The sequence below is a fragment of the Aquabacterium sp. genome, from assembly GCF_036279655.1.
Taxonomy (GTDB): domain Bacteria; phylum Pseudomonadota; class Gammaproteobacteria; order Burkholderiales; family Burkholderiaceae_C; genus Aquabacterium.
The window spans coordinates 1-15,862 of record NZ_DASUIT010000097.1; the positions used below are offsets into that span (position 1 = coordinate 1).

The 15,862-nt window shown below is 65.1% G+C and carries 14 protein-coding genes; 4 read left to right on the plus strand and 10 right to left on the minus strand.

The window, feature by feature from the left end; translation table 11 throughout:
• Positions 1–20: 20 nt before the first annotated feature.
• Together VFW84_RS11615 and VFW84_RS11620 are read right to left on the minus strand one after the other, a co-directional pair.
• Positions 21–587, minus strand: a complete 567-nt coding sequence (locus VFW84_RS11615) for a YceI family protein (protein WP_329680617.1) — start codon at positions 585–587, stop codon at positions 21–23.
• Positions 588–674: 87 nt separating this feature from the next.
• A complete protein-coding gene (locus tag VFW84_RS11620) occupies positions 675–866 on the minus strand; it encodes an oxidoreductase-like domain-containing protein (RefSeq protein WP_329680618.1) in 192 nt (63 codons plus the stop codon).
• Between the two features lie 73 nt (positions 867–939).
• Here VFW84_RS11620 and VFW84_RS11625 point away from each other — a divergent pair, with 73 nt between their 5' ends.
• The gene (locus tag VFW84_RS11625; protein WP_329680619.1) at positions 940–1,548 is read left to right on the plus strand and encodes a DNA-3-methyladenine glycosylase I; all 609 of its coding nucleotides are present in this window, start codon (positions 940–942) and stop codon (positions 1,546–1,548) included.
• A gap of 56 nt (positions 1,549–1,604) precedes the next feature.
• On the opposite strand, the gene VFW84_RS11630 is transcribed toward VFW84_RS11625, so the two are convergent.
• The gene (locus tag VFW84_RS11630) at positions 1,605–2,828 is read right to left on the minus strand and encodes a DUF6801 domain-containing protein (RefSeq protein WP_329680620.1); all 1,224 of its coding nucleotides are present in this window, start codon (positions 2,826–2,828) and stop codon (positions 1,605–1,607) included.
• A 274-nt stretch (positions 2,829–3,102) separates the two neighbouring features.
• Here VFW84_RS11630 and tesB point away from each other — a divergent pair, with 274 nt between their 5' ends.
• The gene (gene tesB / locus VFW84_RS11635) at positions 3,103–3,975 is read left to right on the plus strand and encodes an acyl-CoA thioesterase II (protein WP_329680621.1); all 873 of its coding nucleotides are present in this window, start codon (positions 3,103–3,105) and stop codon (positions 3,973–3,975) included.
• Between the two features lie 17 nt (positions 3,976–3,992).
• Here the strand turns inward: tesB and VFW84_RS11640 are convergent, their stop codons facing one another.
• Entirely contained in the window at positions 3,993–4,874 is an 882-nt protein-coding gene (locus tag VFW84_RS11640) for a LysR family transcriptional regulator (protein ID WP_329680622.1), read from the minus strand.
• A 104-nt stretch (positions 4,875–4,978) separates the two neighbouring features.
• Between VFW84_RS11640 and metE the strand changes: the two genes are divergently transcribed.
• Positions 4,979–7,279: a 5-methyltetrahydropteroyltriglutamate--homocysteine S-methyltransferase gene (metE, locus tag VFW84_RS11645; RefSeq protein ID WP_329680623.1), complete on the plus strand. Its 2,301-nt coding sequence runs from the start codon at positions 4,979–4,981 to the stop codon at positions 7,277–7,279.
• Between the two features lie 17 nt (positions 7,280–7,296).
• On the opposite strand, the gene VFW84_RS11650 is transcribed toward metE, so the two are convergent.
• The 6 genes from VFW84_RS11650 to nirB form a co-directional block, all read right to left on the minus strand.
• Positions 7,297–7,920: a hypothetical protein gene (locus VFW84_RS11650; RefSeq protein WP_329680624.1), complete on the minus strand. Its 624-nt coding sequence runs from the start codon at positions 7,918–7,920 to the stop codon at positions 7,297–7,299.
• 13 nt (positions 7,921–7,933) lie between these two features.
• On the minus strand, positions 7,934–8,704 hold the full coding sequence (locus VFW84_RS11655; RefSeq protein ID WP_329680625.1) for a hypothetical protein: 771 nt from the start codon (positions 8,702–8,704) through the stop codon (positions 7,934–7,936).
• Positions 8,705–8,736: 32 nt separating this feature from the next.
• On the minus strand, positions 8,737–8,943 hold the full coding sequence (locus tag VFW84_RS11660) for a hypothetical protein (protein ID WP_329680626.1): 207 nt from the start codon (positions 8,941–8,943) through the stop codon (positions 8,737–8,739).
• Positions 8,944–9,167: 224 nt separating this feature from the next.
• On the minus strand, positions 9,168–10,490 hold the full coding sequence (locus VFW84_RS11665) for a nitrate- and nitrite sensing domain-containing protein (protein WP_329680627.1): 1,323 nt from the start codon (positions 10,488–10,490) through the stop codon (positions 9,168–9,170).
• A 117-nt stretch (positions 10,491–10,607) separates the two neighbouring features.
• Positions 10,608–10,964 (minus strand): nitrite reductase small subunit NirD, encoded by a 357-nt coding sequence (gene nirD, locus VFW84_RS11670; protein ID WP_329680628.1) that lies wholly within the window; start codon positions 10,962–10,964, stop codon positions 10,608–10,610.
• Between the two features lie 24 nt (positions 10,965–10,988).
• The gene (nirB, locus tag VFW84_RS11675) at positions 10,989–13,517 is read right to left on the minus strand and encodes a nitrite reductase large subunit NirB (RefSeq protein ID WP_329680629.1); all 2,529 of its coding nucleotides are present in this window, start codon (positions 13,515–13,517) and stop codon (positions 10,989–10,991) included.
• Between the two features lie 376 nt (positions 13,518–13,893).
• Between nirB and VFW84_RS11680 the strand changes: the two genes are divergently transcribed.
• Positions 13,894–15,862, plus strand: a 1,969-nt coding sequence (locus VFW84_RS11680) for an MASE3 domain-containing protein (RefSeq protein WP_329680630.1), incomplete at its 3' end; no start/stop codon positions are given.

The following is a 15,862-nucleotide window of genomic DNA, read 5'->3' on the forward strand; positions in this document are numbered from 1 at the left end:
CCTGACGCCAAGCAGGAGCATCACTCCTTGGCGACCGCTTCCACCTGAATGCGCAGACCCACATCCATCTTGAAGCCCCAGTGCTTGCCTGCCCCCAGGTCGAACTCGTCGCGGTTGAAGCTGCCCGAAGCGTCGGCCCCACAGAAATCGCGTTTGTTCGCCGGGTGCGGCATGCACTTGAGCTGGTGGATGGTCAGGGTCATGGGTCGGGTCTTGCCGTTCAGCGTCAGCTCGCCCACGACCTGAGTCGGCACGCCCGCCTTGACGCCGCCGATGCGGCCTTTGAACGTTGCGCTCGGGTTCGTCTCGACGTTGAAGAAGTCTTTGCCCGTGGCCCAGGTGTTCATCGCGTCCAGACCGAAGTCGATGCTGGCCAGGTCCATCTTCACGTCGACGCTGCCCTCGCCGGTGGCCTTGTCATAGACGATGGTGCCGGTGTTCTTGTTCAGTTTGCCGCGCCAATAGGACATGCCCATGTGGTCGGCCTCGAAGCTGGGATAGGTGTGCGCGGGGTCGATCTCGTAGGTCACGGGCGCGGCCTGAGCGGCCACGGCGAGCAGAGCGGGAACAAGCCGCAGCGATTTCATGATCAGTCCTTGAGACGAGGCTTGGCAGGAGCGCCAACCCAACGTTGAGCGATGGGGTCGCTGGTGGATCTTACGGTGTTCCGCCGCTCAAGGCGCTGGTGTTGACCCAGTATCCTGCAAGGCCTCCCAGGCCCGCAAGGCCTGCCGGTACTCGTCCATGGCCAGATCATGCAGATCAAAGATGCACGGGTCACAGCCATTGCCGCAGCAGGCGTTGATGTCCGGCGGCTCGGGCGGTTCCGGCTTCGGGATGGGGGCGGGCAGAGACGGGTCGGTCATGGCTGGGTATTGTCTCTTTTCTTGCCTTGGGGCAAGCTCACCGACTTGTGATTTTCTGACGGAGTCATGGGACGTGAGTGAGCCATTTGTGGGGCCCGATGGCCTGCCGCGTTGCCGCTGGTGCGGGAGCGCGCCCGAGTTCCTGAGCTATCACGATCAGGAGTGGGGCTTCCCGGTGTCTGATGACATCCGGCTTTTTGAAAAGATCTGCCTGGAGGGTTTCCAGTCCGGGCTGAGCTGGCGCACGATCCTGGCCAAGCGCGAGAACTTCCGGCAGGCCTTTGCGGGTTTCGATTTCCATGCCGTGGCGCGCTTTGGCCCGGCCGATGTCGAGCGCCTGCTGGGCAACGAGGGCATCGTCAGGCACCGGGGCAAGATCGAAGCCGTGATCCACAACGCTGCGCACGCGCAAGAGCTGGTGGCCGAAGCCGGCTCACTGGCGGCCTTTTTCTGGCGCATGGAGCCTGACCCGGCGACGCTGCCAGAGCCCCAGACCGCGTCAACATCGCCCGCCGCCAGGGCCCTGTCCCAGGCGCTCAAGCGCCGTGGGTGGAAGTTCGTGGGGCCCACCACGGCCTACGCCTTCATGCAGGCGATGGGCCTGATCAATGACCATGCGCGTGGCTGTGCCCTGAGGCCGCTGGCGGATCAGGCGCGCGCGCGGTTCCAGCGGCCCGTCTGAGGCTCGCCAGAGGCCCGAGCACCCCAGGGCGCAGGGCCCTGGGTGTCGATCCTGCCTCAGAGGATCGGGGCGTCGACCAGAAGGGCGTCCGGCTCAGGCTTGGGGCAGGTGGCCTTGACGGGCTGGCCGTTGCCATTGAACTGAAGCGTCGCTGCGGCGCTGCCCATGCCGATGACCATCGAGGCGGCCGTGGTGCTGGGCTTGAAGGGCCCGGCGGTGACGGTGCCACTGGTGGGCAGCGACAGCACGAGCTTGGTGTCACGCTGGAGCATGGTGGGCGGGATGGCCGTGCCGCCAGGCAGCACGTTCGGGTTCGCTGGCGTGCCGTTGTCGACGATCAGCCGAAGTTCCTCCACCTGGCCTTGCACCGAGGTGACACCTGCGTCCATCAGGCGGTTCACGGTGGCGACCGGCAGGGTGATGGCGCCCGATGCCTGCGTGATCGACAGGCTGCCCGTGCGCTTCACGGCCAGCGGAATGGTCCCGCCGACCGCGATGCCGACGTCGTACTGCTGGCCGCCGATATCGCACTTGTAGGGCGAGTTCACGATGCCAATGAGGTTGCCTGCCGCCACGGGAGGGAAGGACAGCGGTTCACCCTCATAGAGGGCCGGTTTGGTCGCGTCCACCTGGGGGCCCACCGCCACCGACAGCAGGGCGTTGCCCTGCGAGGCCGCACATTCCGCACGGACCTTGAACTTCAGGCCCGATGGCGTCTTGAGTGTGACGTTGGCGGTGGCACCTTCGAAGCGGAACTGGACGCGGCCATCCGCGGGGGCGTTGTAGGGGCCGATGCGGAAGGTGCCCGTCTTGGGCATGCCCACCACGATGGGTTTGCCTGCGTCGACCGGCACATCCTGCACACTCAGGTCGTAGAGGGTGGCGAGGTTGATGGCGGCCGGCGTCGAGCGCGTGGCGCCGATCATGAGGCTGTCGACCACGGCGTCGGCCTTCTTGATGGCGATGAGCCCACCGAGCGCGGACAGCCAGCCTGGCAGGGTCAACGCGCCTTTGCCCTGGCTCAGGTAGAAGTCCTGGCCGGGGCCCAGTTGAACCGGCGCAATGCCCTCGATGTCGACCGTGCCCTTGATCGTGGCGACCTTGAGGGTGCCGAGCTTGATGCCGCAGGCAATCGGCAGGGTGAAGCGCCCTGTGTCGGCGCCGATCGATGGCACCAGTTGAGGGTCGAGGGCGCTGGCTGTGGTCGGGGCGAGTGCCGCGGCAAGGGCCATCAGCGCGCAGGCCCCGCGCATGCGGTGCAGGTGGAACAGGGGGGTCATGGGGTGTCACTCCGTTGTTGTGGGTTGGAGCACCGGGGGTGCTCGCCGCTCGAAGGGGGGCGGCGTCAGGGTTTTTACCGTTTGTGCCGGTGCGGCGTGAAGGCGGGTATACCACTACACGTTGAATGTTTCATGTGTTGCGGTTTGTTGCGGTGCTTGAACGCGCCGGGCGTCGTTCGACAGACGCGGGGCGGCCCCCTGATAATCCAAACGTATTCCCGAGGCGCCACACTGGGTGTAGCCTTGAATCTCTCAGCTGTCTGGAAGGGGCGATATGAGCAATGTGATGCAGGAAGTGCTGGATCTCCTGGATCTGGAGACCATCGAGCGGGGCATCTATCGGGGCCCCAGTCGCAACTTCTTTGGCAAGAACGTGTTCGGTGGCCAGGTGCTGGGCCAGGCCCTCATGGCGGCCGGGCGCACGGTCGATGGCCGCCTGCCCCATTCCATGCACGGCTACTTCTTGCGCGCGGGCGATGTCACCGCGCCCATCGTCTACCAGGTCGAGAACATCCGCGACGGCAAGAGCTTTTGCACCCGCAATGTGAAGGGCATCCAGCATGGCGAGAACATCTTCCTGATGTCGGCCTCTTTTGCGGTGCCCGAGGACGGGCTGGATCATCAGGTGCCCATGCCCAATGTGGCGGGGCCCGATGGCGTGCCCAGCGAACACGAGTTGCGCAAGCTGATCGCGCCCATGGTTCCTGAAAAGATCCGTGCGGTGTTCGAGCGTGAGCGCCCCATCGAGATCCGCCCCATCGACCCCATCAACCCCTTCGCGCCCGAGAAGAAGCCGCCGCAGCGCAGTCATTGGATGAAGGCGCAAAGCCGTCTGCCCGACGATCCGCTGCTGCACATGTGCATCCTGGCGTTTGCCTCGGATTTCGTGTTGATGAGCACGGCCATGCTGCCGCACGGCGTGTCGTATGTGCAGTCGAACATGCAGTCGGCCAGTCTGGACCATGCCATCTGGTTCCACCGTGATTTCCGGATCGACGAATGGCTGCTCTATGACATGGATGCGCCCAACGCGTCCGCGTCGCGGGGCATGAACTTCGGGCGCATCTTCCGTCAAGACGGCACGCTGGTGGCCACCGTGGCGCAAGAGGGGCTCATGCGTCTGCGTGAGTTGCCTGAGAAGTATTGAGGCATTGACGCGCCGCTTCAGCTGCGGCGCGCCATGTCCACAAAGGCCCTGAGGTAGTCGATGTCGACATCGGCCTCGCGGGCGCCCAGGTAGATTTGCTTGGCGATGCCACGAGGGCCCAGGCGGACCGCCGTGACCTTCATCTTGCGGGCGTATTCCTGGGCCAGCCAGCGGGGCAGGGCGGCCACGCCCCGGCCGCTGGCCACCATCTGCAGCATGATGTCTGTGGTCTCGATGGTCTTGTGGCGACGCGGCGCGATGCCCGCAGGCATCAGGAACTGGGTGTAGATGTCCAGCCGATCGAGCGGCACCGGGTAGGTGATCAGAACCTGGTCGGACAGTTGCCTGGGTTTGACATGGGTGGCGTCTGCCAGCGGGTGATCACGGGCGACCACCAGCACCTGCTCGTAGTCGAACACCGGCTCAAAGTGCAGGCCGGGCTTGTAGAGCGGATCGGGGGTCACCAACAGATCGATCTCGTAGCCGAACAGCGCGCCGATGCCGCCGAACTGGAACTTCTGCTTCACGTCCACATCGACGTCTGGCCAGGCGGCCAGATAGGGGGACACCACCTTGAGCAGCCACTGGTAGCAGGGGTGGCATTCCATCCCGATGCGCAAGGTGCCGCGTTGCCCCTGCGCGATCTGGCCCAGGCGCTCTTCTGCCTGGCGCAGTTGGGGCAGCACCCGATGGGCCAGGGCCAGCACATGCTGGCCCGCCGGTGTCAGGCGCAGGCTGCGGCCTTCTCGCAGCCAGATGTCGGTGCCCAGTTGCTGCTCGAGCTTCTTCATCGTGTGGCTGAGTGCCGACTGCGTGAGGCACAAGGCGCTGGCGGCCGCCGTCAGCGAGCCCAGTCTGTCGACCTCCTGGACGATGGCCAGGTGCATGCGCTCCAACATGATGTATGAGCCAGTTTCATAGATAATTGAATTAATACCATTTTACTTCATGGGATGGTTTGCGTAGTCTCGCGGCCATTGTTGACACACAGACATGACATCCCATGACCACGACACACAACCTTGGCTTTCCTCGCATTGGTGCCCGGCGTGAACTGAAGTTCGCGCTGGAGTCCTACTGGCGCGGCGAGTCTTCACGCGATCAGCTCCAGGCCGTGGGGGCGCAATTGCGCCAGCGCCACTGGCAACAGCAGGCGGCCCTTGATTGGGTGCCGGTGGGCGACTTTGCCTTCTACGACCAGATGCTGGACATGAGCTTCACGCTGGGCCATCTGCCCGAGCGCGTGCAGGGCTTTCAAGGCGATGTGCTGGACAACTACTTCCGTGTGGCGCGGGGGCGCTCGGCCCAGACCTCGGACGCCCATGCGGCCTGCTGCGGTGGTGGCGTGGCCGCAGGCGAGATGACCAAGTGGTTCGACACCAACTACCACTACATCGTGCCGGAGTTCAGCGCCACCACCACCTTCACGCTGGACGCCTCGCGCCTGCTGGCACAACTGGCCGAAGCCCGCGCGCAGGGTGTGCGCACCAAGCCCGTGCTGATCGGCCCGGTGACCTACCTGGCCCTGGGCAAGGCCAAGGATGGGGTGAACAAGCTGGCCCTGCTGGAGCGCCTGCTGCCGGTGTACTCGGCCCTGCTGGACACCTTGGCCGCACACGGCGCCGAGTGGGTGCAGATCGATGAGCCCCTGCTGGTGACGGAGCTCGATGCTGACTGGAAGCATGCCTTCCAGACGGTCTACCACCAGCTCAAGAGCTGCCGCGTCAAACTGCTGCTGGCCACCTACTTCGGGCCCCTGCAGGAAAACGTGCACCTGGCGGCCACGCTGCCGGTGGCGGGCCTGCACATCGATGTCACCCATGGGCGCGAGGACCTCCAGCCCGTGCTCAATCTGCTGCCGGGCCACAAGGTGCTGTCGCTGGGGGTGATCAATGGCCGCAACATCTGGAAGACCGATCTCAACGCGGTGCTGGACTGGCTGGAGCCCCTGGCCCAGCGGCTGGGCGAACGCCTGTGGATCGCGCCCTCGTGTTCGCTGCTGCATGTGCCTGTGGATCTGGACAGCGAGCCGCAGCTCGACGCTGAGCTCACATCCTGGTTGGCCTTTGCGCTGCAAAAGCTGGACGAACTTCAGGTGCTGGCCGCCGCACTGAAGCACGGCCGCGCGTCGGTCCAGGCCGAACTGGCCGCCAACCAGGCCGCCCTGGAGGCCCGCCGACACTCCCCCCGCGTGACCCGGCCGGACGTGCAGCAGGCCGTGGCCAGCGTCACGGCGGCGCTGGGCCAGCGCCAGAGCCCCTACGCCGAGCGTGCGCCCAGGCAGGCGGCCTGGCTGAAGCTGCCGGCCTATCCCACCACCACGATCGGCTCCTTCCCGCAGACGGCCGACATCCGCCGTGCGCGCAGCGAGTACAAGGCCGGCCGTCTGGACGAGGCGAGCTACCAGGCCGCCATGCAGGCGGAGATCGCCCGCAGCGTGCGCGAGCAAGAAGCCCTGGACCTGGATGTGCTGGTGCACGGTGAAGCCGAGCGCAACGACATGGTCGAGTACTTCGGCGAGCAGCTCGATGGCTATGCCTTCAGCCAGTTCGGCTGGGTGCAGTCCTACGGTTCACGCTGTGTGAAGCCCCCCATCTTGTTTGGCGACATCCGCCGACCCCAGCCGATGACGGTGGCATGGACGCAGTACGCCCAGTCGCTGACCCGCCGCCCGATGAAGGGCATGCTGACCGGGCCGGTCACCCTCCTGAACTGGTCCTTCGTGCGTGACGACCAGCCCCGTGCGCTGTCGTGCCGCCAACTGGCCCTGGCCATCCGCGAGGAGGTGCTGGACCTGGAGCGGGCGGGTGTGCGCGTGATCCAGATCGATGAGGCGGCCCTGCGTGAAGGCTTGCCGCTGCGCCGGTCGCAATGGCCGGGCTACCTGGACTGGGCGGTCGAGGCTTTCCGCATCGCCGCCAATGGCGTGCAGGACGACACCCAGATCCACACCCACATGTGCTATTCGGAGTTCAACGACATCATCGGGTCGATTGCGGACATGGATGCGGACGTGATCACGATCGAGACCTCGCGCTCGGACATGGAACTGCTCGATGCCTTCGATCACTTCAACTACCCCAACGAGATCGGCCCGGGGGTGTACGACATCCACTCGCCCAACATCCCGACGCAGGACCACATCATGCAGTTGATGCGCAAGGCGGCTGAGCGCATTCCGCCCCAGCGCCTGTGGGTGAACCCGGACTGCGGCCTCAAGACCCGCCAGTGGCCCGAGGTGATCCCTGCCTTGAGCAATATGGTGGCGGCGGCCAAGGCCCTGCGCCACACCTCGTGCGTGTGAGGCCTGGAGCCCGCGCCTTACAACGCCAAGGCGTTGAGGCGCTGGGTGGCGGCCCCGCCCGAGATGACATCGCAATAGGGAAACGCGTCGAGCAGTTCATCGTCGAGGTTGTATTGCTCGCAGACGATGCTGATGCGTCGCCCTGGCGTGGTGACGGCCTCCACATGGTGGACCACGCTGCCCAGGAAGTGGATCAGGTCGCCCGTCTCGGGGCTGAAGGGGGCCTCACGGTCTGAGCCGGTGTTCAGGACCAGGCGGCCGCCTGCCATGTGGGGGTCGATGTCCGGGTAGTACACGCTCACCAGGTTCGGGATGATCCGGGTGTTGTGGGGGGCGACGACGCGGCAGTCGATGTGTGCATCGACCCTGGATTGGCCGTACAGCACCAGGGGGTTGATGTAGAAGGCATTGCAGTCGTCAAACAGGACCTGCTTCAGGAGCGCCGCGAGGCAGGGGAAATCGCTGCTGACGGCCTCCAGTGCCGGGCGCTTGATGACCAGTGAGAAACCCCGGGTGTTGACGAACTCGGCCCCCAGGGCACTGTCCCCAAAGTAGTCCGATTGAAGGATCTCGTCGATCAGCGCAGTGCGTTGCCGCTCATCGATCAGGTTTTTCTGCACGGCAAAGAAACCGTTGGACATGGCGGGCCTCCCTTCAGAGTGGGTATGCGTCCTGGGTCGGCTCATCATGGAGCTCCCGGGCGGTCACCTCGTTGAGGGTCTGCTGGAAGTCACGCAAGGCGGTGGCCACGAAATCCCGGTGACCCTGCCGGCAGGCCTGTTCGATGACATCGGCGCTGTAGCGGATGTGGTGCGCCTCATCACCGACGATGGCCCCCAGCATGCGTTCAACGACCCGCTTGTTGCCCTCGGGGGCATGGGCCACGGCCAGGGGCTGCATCAGCTTGCCCAGGACCAGGGCCTTGATCTCGAAGAGGTTGATGAGGATCATCGAGTTCAGGATCTCCTCCTCGCTGGGGCAGGGGAAGTCATCGGGGTAACTGGGGTGGTGGGCCAGATCCGGGGCGTTGCGGCTCAACTCATCGTGGAGCGCGGGGGTTTCCAGGCTGGGAAAGGTTTTGAACAGGGTTTTGGTGAATATCCTGGAATGCCGCGCTTCGTCATCGGCGTGGCGCAACATGGCCTGGCTCAAAGGGGCATCGTCCAGCACGCCGGCATATTGCCACAGGCGCCCTGCGCTATATCCCTCCATATAGGAATCGGAGGCCATGAGTGAGGCCACCCAATCGGCATTTCTGCCCAGCGTCCGAAACATGTCACCAAACCATTTTTCACCATAAACAGGTGGGGCAGCGATGAAAGCATCATCCATCAACGACAAATAATGATTTCTATCCTTTTGATCAATGTTCCCGAGCGCTGATGCGGTCAGGCGTCCGACAAAGGAGTGAGGTTCGCTGCCCATGATCAATCTCCCTGATATTTATTTGGATGTCCTTATTTGGACTTTTCCACGTGGAGCTGGATGGTGACCTTGTCGTGGATGCTCTTGGGGATGGGGGCGTTCTCGATGGTGAACGTGGTCTTGCCGAAGAACTTGGCGCTGGGCACCTGAACGCTTTTGCCGGAGGCAATGGCTTTCAGGTCGGCGGCGGACAACTCGAAACTGACGGCCTTGTCTTCGGCTTCGTTTTTCGCGGTCATGGCAATCTCCTTGAGTGACGTTGAGGGGGAATATGGATGAAGCACTGCGAGGTGCACCTTAATAAGGTCCATGGCCCTTGGCCATCCCTAACTCAGATCTCTGTTCGGATGATTTCTGGCGCGGTTTATGCTTTTTCTGGATAAATCAGCCGTGGCAGCATGTTGTTATAACCACTTGGCGGTGGTTGTTATTGCTGAAATATCGCTGAAATAATTCTGAAGAATCACTGAATATGGCGCCCATCGCCCTGCCCCGCAAAGAACACATCGGGCAGGGACAGCGTGGCTTCGGCCACGTCCAGCAGGCGGCGGTTGTGGTCCATGGAGGCCTTCTGCAGGGCGCGGAAGGCGGCTTCTTCGGTGAGCCCCAGCCGGGACATCAAGGCCCCCTTGGCGCGCTCGATGACCTTGCGCTCGTGCAGGGCGCGGCGCGCGGCGTCCAGCTCGACCTCCATGCTGGCCAGGCGCTGAGATTGCGCTTGCAGCAGATCGACCAGGGCGGCCTCCTTGGCGGGTTCAGGCGGCGTCGGGTTGTGGCTGGCGCCATCCCTCACGCTGCCCAGCACCGGGGCACCGTCGGGCTGCTCGTCGGCCTTGAAGAAGCGGTCCACGGCGTGGGTGTGTGGCGGGGGGTTGTCGCGCAGTTGCCTGAGCAGGCCTTCGGAGTCCTGCTGGTCCTGCAAGGTGGCCTGCAACTGTGCGGCACAGGCCTGCCGCAGGCACTGCACCAGTTCGACCTGCAGGTGCCACATCTCGGTGATGCGCTCGCTGGTGACGTCAAACCACAGGCCACTCAGCGCCGTGTCCAGCGCGGCGCCGGGGCGGGCGGTGCACAGGGTGCGGCGCAGGCGCTCCAGTTGCGCCACATGGGGTGTCAGCTGATGCTGCTGCCAGCGGCCACGCAAGGCCGCTTCGGCAAACTCTTCGAAGACACGCAGGCTGCGCTCCTGGGCGTCGATCAGATGGATGACGCGCTGTTGCTCGGCCTCGTCGCTGCAGCCAGAGGCAAAGAGGTGGGCGCCCACGGCGCGCTCCTGGCCGGCCGCCTCCTTGCCTTGCAGCAGGTGCACCAGGGCCACCAGCAGCCTGGAGATGTCAGGATAGGGGGCGGCATCGGCCACATGGAAGATCAGCTCCACCAGGCCGGCAATCAGGCGGCTGAAGGCGGCGACCGAATCGTGTGCGCTGGGTGTGCGCTGCGCGATCTGCTCGCGCAGGCCGGCCAGGGCATCGAGGTCCAGCAGCACCCAGGCCATCAGGGAGAGCGTGCGCGCGGTGGCGCCGTGCTCGGGCGCCAGTTGCTGGGCAAACAAGGCACGCAAGGTGGCTTCGATGGGGCGGGCCTGGTCCATGGCCGACAGGCGTTCGGCCACGAAGCGCTGGCCGCCCGATCCCAGGTAGATGCTGGTGACGCCTCGCTCATGCTGCAAGGCGTGGATCAGCTGGCCGATGACGTCCGCGAGATCGACACGCCCGGCCAGATGCCGCACGGCATCGGTCTCCAGTTGCTTGGCACGCAGGACGAGGGCAGAGACGGACAGGGACATGGGCGGGCAGGGCAATTCAGGGCACAAGCCCCGATTGTCCGCAATTTACGTTCCCCCGTGTCGGCCGGCGGGCTGGGCCGGGTGGCCACAGCCCTTGTCCCGAAGGTGCCGGGGGCCTCAGATAGGGGCCACCAGCACCCGGCCACCGTCGATGCGCACCTCGTGAGCGCGCACCGACAGCTCGGGCGATTCAAGACACTCGCCTGTTCGCAGGTCGAAGTGATGTTTGTACAGCGGTGAGGCCACGACGATGCGATCGCCGAGGTTGCCCACCAGGCCGCGCGACAGGACGCTGGCGCCGTTCTTGGGGTCCACGTTGTCGATGGCCAGGAACAGCTCGTGTCCCACGCGGAAGATGGCGACGTGGCGGCCCGCGACGAGGGCGCAGACGCCGGTGTCGGGCAGGATGTCGTCGGTGGCGCAGACCTCGGTCCACAGGGTGGATTCGGGCTGGATGTCCAGGATGGCATTCATGTCAGGGCTCCTTGTGTGCGGTGCTCAAGCCGAGGCTTCGGTGGCGATGTCGGCGCGCTCTTCGGGGCGGGCCGGGCGGATCTGGCCGCGCTCTTCGACGAACACGATGTGCTCGTCCTGCTTGTCGCTGTTGACGAAGGAGCGGAAGCGCTTGCGCGTCTCGGGGTCGGTGACGGCCACCTTCCATTCGCAGGCATAGGTGTTGACCACCGCCTGCATCTGGGCCTCCAGCTCGGCGCCCAGGCCCAGGCTGTCCTTGAGGATCACGTCCTTGAGGTAGTCCAGCCCGCCTTCGAGGTTGTCGCGCCAGGTGCTGGTGCGCTGCAGGCGGTCGGCGGTGCGCACGTAGAACATGAGCACGCGGTCGATCATGCGCACCAGTTCGTCCTTGCTCAGGTCCGAGGCCAGCAGTTCGGCGTGGCGAGGCTTCATGCCGCCGTTGCCGCACACATAGAGGTTCCAGCCCTTCTCGGTGGCGCTCACGCCGATGTCCTTGCCTTGCGCCTCGGCACATTCACGCGTGCAGCCCGAGACACCGAACTTGATCTTGTGCGGTGCGCGCAGGCCCTTGTAGCGGTTCTCCAGCTCGACGGCCAGGCCCACGCTGTCGCCCACGCCATAGCGGCACCAGGTCGACCCCACACAGCTCTTGACCGTGCGCAGCGACTTGCCATAAGCGTGGCCCGACTCGAAGCCGGCGGCGATCAGCTCTTCCCAGATGGCGGGCAGTTGCTCGACGCGGGCGCCAAACAGGTCCACCCGCTGGCCCCCGGTGATCTTGGTGTACAGGCCGTACTTCTTGGCCACCTGGCCCACGGCGATCAGGCCATCGGGTGTGACCTCGCCCGCCGGCATGCGGGGCACCACGGAGTAGCTGCCATCCTTCTGGATGTTGCCCAGGTAGTAGTCGTTGCTGTCTTGCAGGCGGGCCAGATCCTTCTTGAGCACGAACTCGTTCCAGCACGATGCAAAGATGCTGGCGGCCGTGGGCTTGCAGATGTCGCAGCCCATGCCCTTGCCATGCTTGGCCAGCAAGTCGTCGAAGGACTTGATCTCGCCGACGCGGATCAGGTGGTACAGCTCCTGGCGCGAGTAGGCGAAGTGCTCGCACAGGTGGTTGTTCACCGCCAGGCCCTGCTTCTTCATCTCGACCTTCATCACCTGGGTGACCAGGGGCACGCAGCCCCCGCAGGTGGCGCCGGCCTTGGTGCAGGCCTTGAGGTCAGCCATGGAGGTGACACCTTCGGACACGGCCTTGCAGATCTGGCCCTTGGTGACGTTGTTGCACGAGCACAGCTGCGCGCTGTCGGGCAGGGCATCGGGACCCAGGCCGGGCTTGGCCTTGCCGTCGCTGGAGGGCAGGATCAGGAACTCGGGCTCGGCCGGCAGCGTGATGCCGTTGAGGGCCATCTGCAGCAGCGTGCCGTATTCCGCGGCGTCGCCCACCAGCACGGCGCCCAGCAGCTTCTTGCCGTCTTCGCTGACCACGATCTTCTTGTAGATCTGGCGGATCTCGTCGGTGTAGAGGAAGGAGCGGCTGTGCGGTGTCTTGCCCTGGGCGTCGCCGATGCTGGCCACGTCCACCCCCATGAGCTTGAGCTTGGTGCTCATGTCGGCGCCCACAAAGGCGACATCGTTCAGGCCAGCGATGTGGCGGGCCGTCACGCGGGCCATGTCGTAGCCGGGCGCCACCAGGCCGAAGGTCTGCTCGTTCCACGAGGCGCATTCGCCGATCGCGTAGATGTTGCGGTCGCTGGTGCGGCATTCACTGTCGATGACGACACCACCGCGGGGGCCGATGGCGAGCACCGACTGGCGGGCCAGCTCGTCACGCGGGCGAATGCCGGCCGAGAAGACGATCATGTCGGTTTCGAGGTAGCTGCCGTCCTCGAAGACCATGCGGTGGCGGTGTTCGGCACCGTCCACGATCTTGACCGTGCTGCGGCTGGTGTGCACATGCAGGCCCAGGGCTTCGATCTTGCTGCGCAGCACGCGGCCGCCGCCTTCATCGACCTGTGCGGCCATCAGGCGCGGCGCGAATTCGACCACGTGGGTGTCCAGGCCCATGTCGCGCAGCGCCTTGGCGCATTCCAGGCCCAGCAGGCCGCCACCCACGACCACGCCGTTGGTGGACTTGGCGCCTGCGGCCTTCATGGCATCCAGGTCTTCGATGGTGCGGTACACGAAGCAGTTGGGGCGGTCGCGGCCGGGCACGGGCGGCACGAAGGGCACCGAGCCGGTGGCCAGCACGAGCTTGTCGTAGTGCAGTTCCTCGCCATCGGCCGTGGTCACGGTGTGGGTGCGGCGCTCGATGGCCACCGCCTTGGCGGCCAGGCGCAGGGTGAAGCCGGTGCGCTCGAAGAAGCCGGGTTCGACCAGGGACAGGTCTTCGGCCGTCTTGCCAGAGAAGTACTCGGAGAGGTGCACCCGGTCATACGCGGGGCGGGGCTCTTCACACAACACGGTGACTTCGGCATCCTTCAGGCCGGTCTCAGCCAGGCTTTCGAGGAATTTGTGACCGACCATGCCATGGCCAACGACGACGATTTTCATAGGTGCTCCTGCGACGGACGGGACGGTCCCCAGGCCGGATGAGCGACAGGCGCTCGCATCCACCGGGATGAACCAGACAAAGAAGTGAGAGCAGGTGGCGTGCCGACCCGAAAGGGGGCATCCAACTGCCATCCGCCGTCGTTAGCGGAAACCATGCGTGTGCGCTGAGGCGACGATACCTGCGGGCACACCTCAGTGTGAGCAATACGCGTGCCAGCCTTCTTGCCATTGAAATGCCCCAGATTTGGGGGTTGGCGGCGGTGATTGCACTGCAGTGGTGCAATCACGCCCGAGCCTGGGGATGAGCAGATAAAGCCAGGATTTGCCTGTATCGTCATGCGACTGTGGGTCGGAAGCGCCGGACATGATGTTCTCCATGTCTCGCATCACTCACGTCTGCCTGGGGTTGGCCGTGTTCGCACCGCTCAGTCAGACGGTGCTGCTGGCGTTGCCTTCGGCCATGCAGATGACGCTGACCAGCGTGGAGACCCTGCACCTGCTGATGGAGCTGGTGTCGGTGCTGGTCGCCGCCATGGTGGCGACGATTTCCTGGCACTCCTTCCGCGATCGGGCAGATCGGCGCTTGCCCATCCTGAGTGCGGGCTTCATGGTGGTGGCGGTGTGCGACGTCATGCATGCCCTGACCTACGAGGGCATGCCGCAGATGCTTGGCCCCACAGGCACCTCGCGCGCCATCTTTTTCTGGCTGATGGGGCGCACGGTCGAGGTGAGCACCCTGGCCCTGATGACCCTGCCCCGTCTGCCGGCGTTGTCGCGCGGGGGGACGCTGGTGCTGGGCGCGCTGTTGTCCTCCGCCCTGGTCGTGTGGGGCAGTTGGGGCCTGGCGTGGTTCCCTGTCACCTTTGTACCGGGCCAGGGCGTCACGCCCTTCAAGGCGGTTTATGAAGGGCTGCTGTGCCTGGCCAATGTCACCGTGGCGTGGCGTCTGTGGCAACGCTTTCGCGATACCGGTCGGCAGCACATGCTCCTGCTGGCCACCTCGTCCTGGGTGATCGGCATCGGTGGCCTGGCCTTCACCAGCTACATGACGCCCACCGATGTCCAGAACATCGCCGGACACCTCTACAAGCTGGCGGGGTATGCCCTGCTGTACTGGGCCACCTATGTGACCAGCCTGCGGGCCCCGTATGACGCGGCGAGAGCCGCAGAGCAGCGCGCGCAGGACAGTGAGCAGTTGATCCGTGCCCTGAGCAACCACCTTCCCGGGGCCATCATCTATCAGCTGATTCGCGAGCCAGATGGTTCACGGCACTTCGCCTATGTCAGCGACACCGTTGAGTCCTTGCTGGGGGTGCCCGCCCGCGCGGTGATGCACGATGCCTCGGCCCTGTATGGGCGCGTGCATGTGGAGGATCTGGCCGCCCTGATGGCGGCCAAGCAGGCATGCGAGCAGCAGCTCACGGTGCTGGATGCGACGGTGCGCATGCGACGCAACGATGGGGAGGAGCGCTGGATGCACATCGTCTCCCGTCCCCGGGCCCTGCCGGAAGGGCGCATCTGCTGGGATGGACTGCAGATGGACGTCACGGACAGCCGCGAGGCCGCCCTGAAGCTGCGCGAAAGCGAAGCCATGCTGGCGGCCGTGATCGATTCGGCCAGCGACGCTATCATGATCTGCGATGCACAAGAGCGCGTGCGCTTGTTCAATCCGGCGGCGGAACAGATTTTTGGCTACGCGGCCAGGGACATGCAGGGCGCCTCCGTGAGCCGGCTGCTGCCTGCAGGCATCCAGTCCGCACAAGGGCGGGCATGGGCCAGTGATGCGGCACCGGGCTCGGGTGGGCGTCGCCTGGGGCTGGGCCGGGTGCAGGGCGTGCATGCCGATGGCAGCACGCGGGAGCTGGAGGCCTCGATCTCGCAAGTCACCGTCCATGGCCAGCAGATGCTGACGACCATCCTGCGTGATGTCACCGACCGGGTACGGACAGAGCGCGCGCTGTGGCAATACCAACTGGAGCTGACCGAGTTGACCCATCAGCTCATGGCGCAGGAAAAGGCCACCAGCAGCCGACTGGCCCTCATCCTGCATGATCAGTTGGGTCAGACGCTGTCGGCCATGCGCATCGACTATGTCAGCGACGCACAGTTTGCCGATCCGGGCGATGCGGCACGGCATGCCCGGGTGGATGGCCTGATCGATCAGGCCATCAGGGACGTCCGGCAGTTGCTGGTCGAGCTGCGGCCCACCTTGCTGGACGAGCATGGCCTGATCGCCGCGCTGGACAATGAACTGCTCAGTCGCAGGCCCGCGGCAGGCCAGGTGAGCCTGCGTCTGGAATCAGCGCCGGCCCTGCAGGCCCGGCGCTGGCCGGGTGATGTCGAAT

What these genes read in the sequence shown, in the direction of transcription:
- VFW84_RS11660 (WP_329680626.1), bottom strand. Translation starts at nt 8,943, where the DNA reads ATGACCGCGAAAAACGAAGCCGAAGACAAGGCCGTCAGTTTCGAGTTG.
- VFW84_RS11650 (WP_329680624.1), bottom strand. Translation starts at nt 7,920, where the DNA reads ATGTCCAACGGTTTCTTTGCCGTGCAGAAAAACCTGATCGATGAGCGG.
- tesB (WP_329680621.1), top strand. Translation starts at nt 3,103, where the DNA reads ATGAGCAATGTGATGCAGGAAGTGCTGGATCTCCTGGATCTGGAGACC.
- nirB (WP_329680629.1), bottom strand. Translation starts at nt 13,517, where the DNA reads ATGAAAATCGTCGTCGTTGGCCATGGCATGGTCGGTCACAAATTCCTC.
- VFW84_RS11655 (WP_329680625.1), bottom strand. Translation starts at nt 8,704, where the DNA reads ATGGGCAGCGAACCTCACTCCTTTGTCGGACGCCTGACCGCATCAGCG.
- nirD (WP_329680628.1), bottom strand. Translation starts at nt 10,964, where the DNA reads ATGAATGCCATCCTGGACATCCAGCCCGAATCCACCCTGTGGACCGAG.
- VFW84_RS11630 (WP_329680620.1), bottom strand. Translation starts at nt 2,828, where the DNA reads ATGACCCCCCTGTTCCACCTGCACCGCATGCGCGGGGCCTGCGCGCTG.
- VFW84_RS11620 (WP_329680618.1), bottom strand. Translation starts at nt 866, where the DNA reads ATGACCGACCCGTCTCTGCCCGCCCCCATCCCGAAGCCGGAACCGCCC.
- VFW84_RS11640 (WP_329680622.1), bottom strand. Translation starts at nt 4,874, where the DNA reads ATGTTGGAGCGCATGCACCTGGCCATCGTCCAGGAGGTCGACAGACTG.
- VFW84_RS11665 (WP_329680627.1), bottom strand. Translation starts at nt 10,490, where the DNA reads ATGTCCCTGTCCGTCTCTGCCCTCGTCCTGCGTGCCAAGCAACTGGAG.
- metE (WP_329680623.1), top strand. Translation starts at nt 4,979, where the DNA reads ATGACCACGACACACAACCTTGGCTTTCCTCGCATTGGTGCCCGGCGT.
- VFW84_RS11615 (WP_329680617.1), bottom strand. Translation starts at nt 587, where the DNA reads ATGAAATCGCTGCGGCTTGTTCCCGCTCTGCTCGCCGTGGCCGCTCAG.